The sequence below is a fragment of the Streptomyces sp. NPDC004561 genome (assembly GCF_053602155.1).
This window is the reverse complement of sequence record NZ_JBSGDB010000658.1, coordinates 1-3,983: the sequence shown is the minus strand read 5'-3', so window position 1 is coordinate 3,983 and position 3,983 is coordinate 1. Positions and strand designations below refer to the sequence as shown.

Annotated in this window: 4 protein-coding genes; 1 reads left to right on the top strand and 3 read right to left on the bottom strand. The window is 73.3% G+C overall.

Going from position 1 to position 3,983, the window contains the following annotated elements; genetic code table 11:
- The 3 genes from ACWEN3_RS43000 to ACWEN3_RS42990 form a co-directional block, all read right to left on the bottom strand.
- Positions 1–636, bottom strand: a 636-nt coding sequence (locus tag ACWEN3_RS43000) for a LamB/YcsF family protein (protein WP_452983142.1), incomplete at its 3' end; no start/stop codon positions are given.
- A 50-nt stretch (positions 637–686) separates the two neighbouring features.
- Positions 687–1,517 carry a putative hydro-lyase gene (locus ACWEN3_RS42995; protein ID WP_452983145.1) on the bottom strand — a complete coding sequence of 277 codons (831 nt, stop codon included), beginning with the start codon at positions 1,515–1,517 and terminating at the stop codon, positions 687–689.
- Positions 1,518–1,522: 5 nt separating this feature from the next.
- Positions 1,523–2,833, bottom strand: a complete 1,311-nt coding sequence (locus tag ACWEN3_RS42990; protein ID WP_452983140.1) for an MFS transporter — start codon at positions 2,831–2,833, stop codon at positions 1,523–1,525.
- 165 nt (positions 2,834–2,998) lie between these two features.
- On the opposite strand from ACWEN3_RS42990, the gene ACWEN3_RS42985 reads away from it, so the two are divergent.
- Positions 2,999–3,700, top strand: coding sequence for a GntR family transcriptional regulator (locus ACWEN3_RS42985; protein ID WP_452983138.1), 702 nt, complete (start codon positions 2,999–3,001; stop codon positions 3,698–3,700).
- Positions 3,701–3,983 lie beyond the last annotated feature (283 nt).

Sequence of the window (3,983 nt, the reverse complement as noted above, 5' to 3'; positions counted from 1 at the left end):
CACGGCGAGGGCCACGATGACCGTGCCGGAGCGTGCCAGCCCGACCGAGCGCTCCACGACGGCCTCCGGGTCGGTCACCACGGCGCCGTCCCGGCCGCGCGGCACCAACGTGCCCTCGTCGGTGTACGCGCGGTCCGCGAACGCCTCCGTCACGGCCGGCAGGCCCGCCTTCCCGGCCAGCTCCAGCAGACGCGAGCCGGGCAGGCCCAGCACCGGCAGCGAGGCGTCGGCCAGGAGCACGCCGTCGATCACCGCACGGGCCTGCTCCTCGTCGTGCACGACCCGGTTGTACAGCGCGCCGTGCGGCTTGACGTACGCCACCCGCGCGCCGGCGGCCCGCGCGAACACCTGGAGCGCCCCGATCTGGTAGGCCACCTCGGCCGCCAGTTCGGCGGGCGGCACGTCCATCGCGCGCCGCCCGAACCCGGCGAGGTCCCGGTACGAGACCTGCGCGCCGATCGTCACCCCGCGCCCGGCCGCCAGCTCGCACACCCGGCGCATGGTCGCGGCGTCCCCGGCGTGGAATCCGCAGGCCACGTTGGCGCTGGTGACGACGGACAGCAGCTGCTCGTCCTCGGTGAGCCGCCAGCGGCCGAAGCCCTCGCCCAGGTCGGCGTTCAGATCGATCGTGGTCATGGTCGTTCCGTGTCTCCGGTTCTCGTGTCGGGTGGGAGGGCCGGCTGGCGTCAGCAGATGCCGGCCAGCCGGTACTGCTCGTCGCGGGCGTCGGTCAGGAACATCTGGCCCGGCGCGTGGGTGATGGCGAACGGCGGCCGGGAGGCCATCACGGCCGCCTGCGGGGTCACTCCGCAGGCCCAGAACACCGGGATGTCGCCGTCGTCAGCGGCCACCGGGTCGCCGAAGTCCGGCCGGTCCAGGTCCGCGATGCCGAGGGTCGCCGGGTCCCCGCAGTGCACGGGACCGCCGTGCACGGCAGGCAGCAGGCTGCTCTCCCGGATCGCGGCGCCGAGGTGCTCGGGCGGCACCGGCCGCATGGAGACGACCATCGGCCCCCGCAGCCGGCCCGCCGCGCGGCACTGGCGCCCGGTGACGTACATCGGCACGTTGCGGCCCTGCTCCACGTGCCGGATCGGCACGCCCGCCCCGGCCAGCGCCCACTCGAAGGTGAAGCTGCACCCGAGCAGGAACGACACCAGGTCCCCCCGCCAGTGGGCGCGTACGTCCGTGGGCTCCTCGACCAGCTCGCCGTCCTGCCACACCCGGTAGCGCGGCAGGTCGGTGCGCAGATCGGCGCCCTCGGCGAGGACCGTCGTCGTGGAGCCGGCGTCGGTCACGTCGAGCACCGGGCACGGCTTGGGGTTGCGCTGGCAGAACAGCAGCATGTCGTAGGCCCAGTCGGCCGGCACCGAGATCAGGTTGGCCTGAGTGTGACCGGCCGCGACCCCGGCCGTGGGACCGGCGAGACCGTCCCGGAACCGGGCCCGCGCGGTTTTCGGGCTCCACGCGCGCGCGTGCCCGTCGGCCGTGGTGACGGGCCGGTCCTCGGTGCGCTGCACCCGCCTCACGCCAGCTCCTTCCCGCGCGTCTCGGGCAGCCCGAGCAGCGCCAGCGCCGCGAGCCCGTAGCCGATCGCGCCGAAGACCAGCGCGCCGCCCACGCCCCAGCTGTCCGCCAGGAAGCCCACCAGGGTCGGGAACACCGCGCCCACCGCGCGGCCCGTGTTGTACGTGAAGCCCTGCCCGGTGCCGCGCACGGCGGTCGGATACAGCTCGCTCAGGTAGGAGCCGAAGCCGCTGAAGATGGCCGACATGCAGAAGCCGAGCGGGAAACCGAGCACCAGGAGGAGGGTGTTGGCGCCCTGCGGGATGTTCGCGTAGGCGAGCACGCACAGGGCCGACAGCAGCGCGAACAGCCAGATGTTGGCGCGCCGGCCGAGCCGGTCGGTGAGGTGGCCGCCGGTCAGGTAGCCGAGGAAGGCGCCGGAGATCAGGAAGGCCAGATAGCCGCCGGTGCCGACGACCGACAGACCGCGCTCGGACTTCAGGTACGTCGGCACCCAGGTCGCCAGCGTGTAGTAGCCGCCCTGCACGCCCGTGGACAGCAGGCTCGCGAAGAGCGTGGTGCGCAGCAGTCCGGGGGCGCCGTCGCGGCCCGGGCGGAAGATCGCCGCGAACGAGCCGCGGCCCGGGTCCCGTTCGCGGGCCGCCGTCGCCGTGGGGGCGTCGTGCACCCGGCGGCGCACCCACACCACGAGCAGCGCGGGCAGCGCCCCGGTCCAGAACATCACCCGCCAGGCCAGGTCCTCGCCGACGAAGGAGAAGACCACCGTGTAGACGACCGCGGCCAGCGCCCAGCCGACCGCCCAGGAACTCTGGACCGCGCCGAGCGTACGGCCCCGGTGCCGCGCGGAGGCGTACTCGGCGACCAGGATCGCCCCGACCGCCCACTCGCCGCCGAAGCCGAGGCCCTGGAGCGCCCGGAAGACCAGCAGCGTCTCGAAGGAGGGCGCGAAGCCGCACGCCACGGTGAAGACCGCGTAGGTGATCACCGTGATCATCAGGGCCCGGACGCGGCCCACCCGGTCGGCGAGCACGCCCGCCACGGCGCCGCCGACCGCGGAGACCACCAGGGTGACGGTGGTGAACAGACCGGTCTCGCCGCTGGTCAGGCCGAAGTACGCTGAGAGCGCCACCATCGTCAGCGGCAGCGTGAAGTAGTCGTAGGAATCCAGGGCATATCCACCGAAAGCACCGGCGAACGCACGCCGGCCGCGCGGGCTGAGGGCGCGCAGCCAGCCGAACGCGGCGTCGTCGACGGCGTGTTCACCCGGCGGTGTGGAGGCGGTGGTGCGCGGTGGCGGAGTCGTGCTCATGGGCACCTCGCAGAGAGGACGGAGGGTGCGGGAGTCGAGCAGTGCCGTGCGGAAGCGGAGCGGCCTCGGGTGAGGCCGTGCCGTGCGGAGCACCGTAGAGGATCGTTCAACGATCCTTCAATACCCCCGTTGTCTCGTCCCGGTGTCTGCGATTGAATTCCGGGCATGGCGGAGCAACTGGCTGGACTGGCCGACGACCGCGCCCTCCTGGGGCGCACGAGCACGGCCGAGAGGGTTTCGGACATCCTCAGGAGCCGCATCGCCGACGGGTACTTCCCGCCCGGCACCCGGCTGTCCGAGGACAGCATCGGCGGGGCGCTCGGCGTCTCCCGCAACACCCTGCGCGAGGCGTTCCGGCTGCTCACCCACGAACGCCTGCTGGTCCACGAGCTCAACCGGGGCGTGTTCGTCCGGGTCCTGACCGTCGAGGACGTCGAGGACATCTACCGCACGCGCTCCCTCGTCGAGTGCGCCGTCGTCCGGGGGCTGGGCGAGCCGCCGTACCCCTTGCAGGGGCTGGCCGCCGCGGTCGCCGAGGGCGAGACGGCCGCCGCCGAGAATGACTGGAAAGTGATGGGTACGGCCAACATCCACTTCCATCAGGAACTCGTCGCCCTCGCCGGCAGCGAGCGCACCGACGAACTGATGCGCAGCGTCTTCGCCGAACTGCGGCTCGCCTTCCACGTCGTGGACGACCCGCGCCGGCTGCACGAGCCCTACCTCGCCCGCAACCGCCAGATCCTGCGCGCGCTGCAGGCCGGGGAGCGGTCCGGAGCGGAGACGCTCCTGGAGACCTACCTCGCGGACTCCCTGGAACGGGTGGTGGAGGTGTACCGGCGCCGGGTCGGCGGGGAAAGCGCCCAATAGGCGAGGAAAGGGCCCAATAAGGGGCGCGGGGAACCGCATAAGGGGCGCGGGCACAGCGCGACCGGCCACGACGCGGCCGCACCGGAAGAACCGCCTCACCGTCCCCCGGCCAAACCGGCGGAGCCACGCGTTTGGGTCGATGTCAGACCGAGGACCTAGTCTGTGCACCGTGACTTCGCCTGCATCGACGGACAGCGTTCCGCCCCAGCTCAGCGCGGGGCCGCGCCCGGCACCGGGCCCGGCCGCCGACGAGGGGCTGGCGCGTCGGCTGCGCGCGCTCGCG

What these genes read in the sequence shown, in the direction of transcription:
- ACWEN3_RS42990 (WP_452983140.1), bottom strand. Translation starts at nt 2,833, where the DNA reads ATGAGCACGACTCCGCCACCGCGCACCACCGCCTCCACACCGCCGGGT.
- ACWEN3_RS42985 (WP_452983138.1), top strand. Translation starts at nt 2,999, where the DNA reads ATGGCGGAGCAACTGGCTGGACTGGCCGACGACCGCGCCCTCCTGGGG.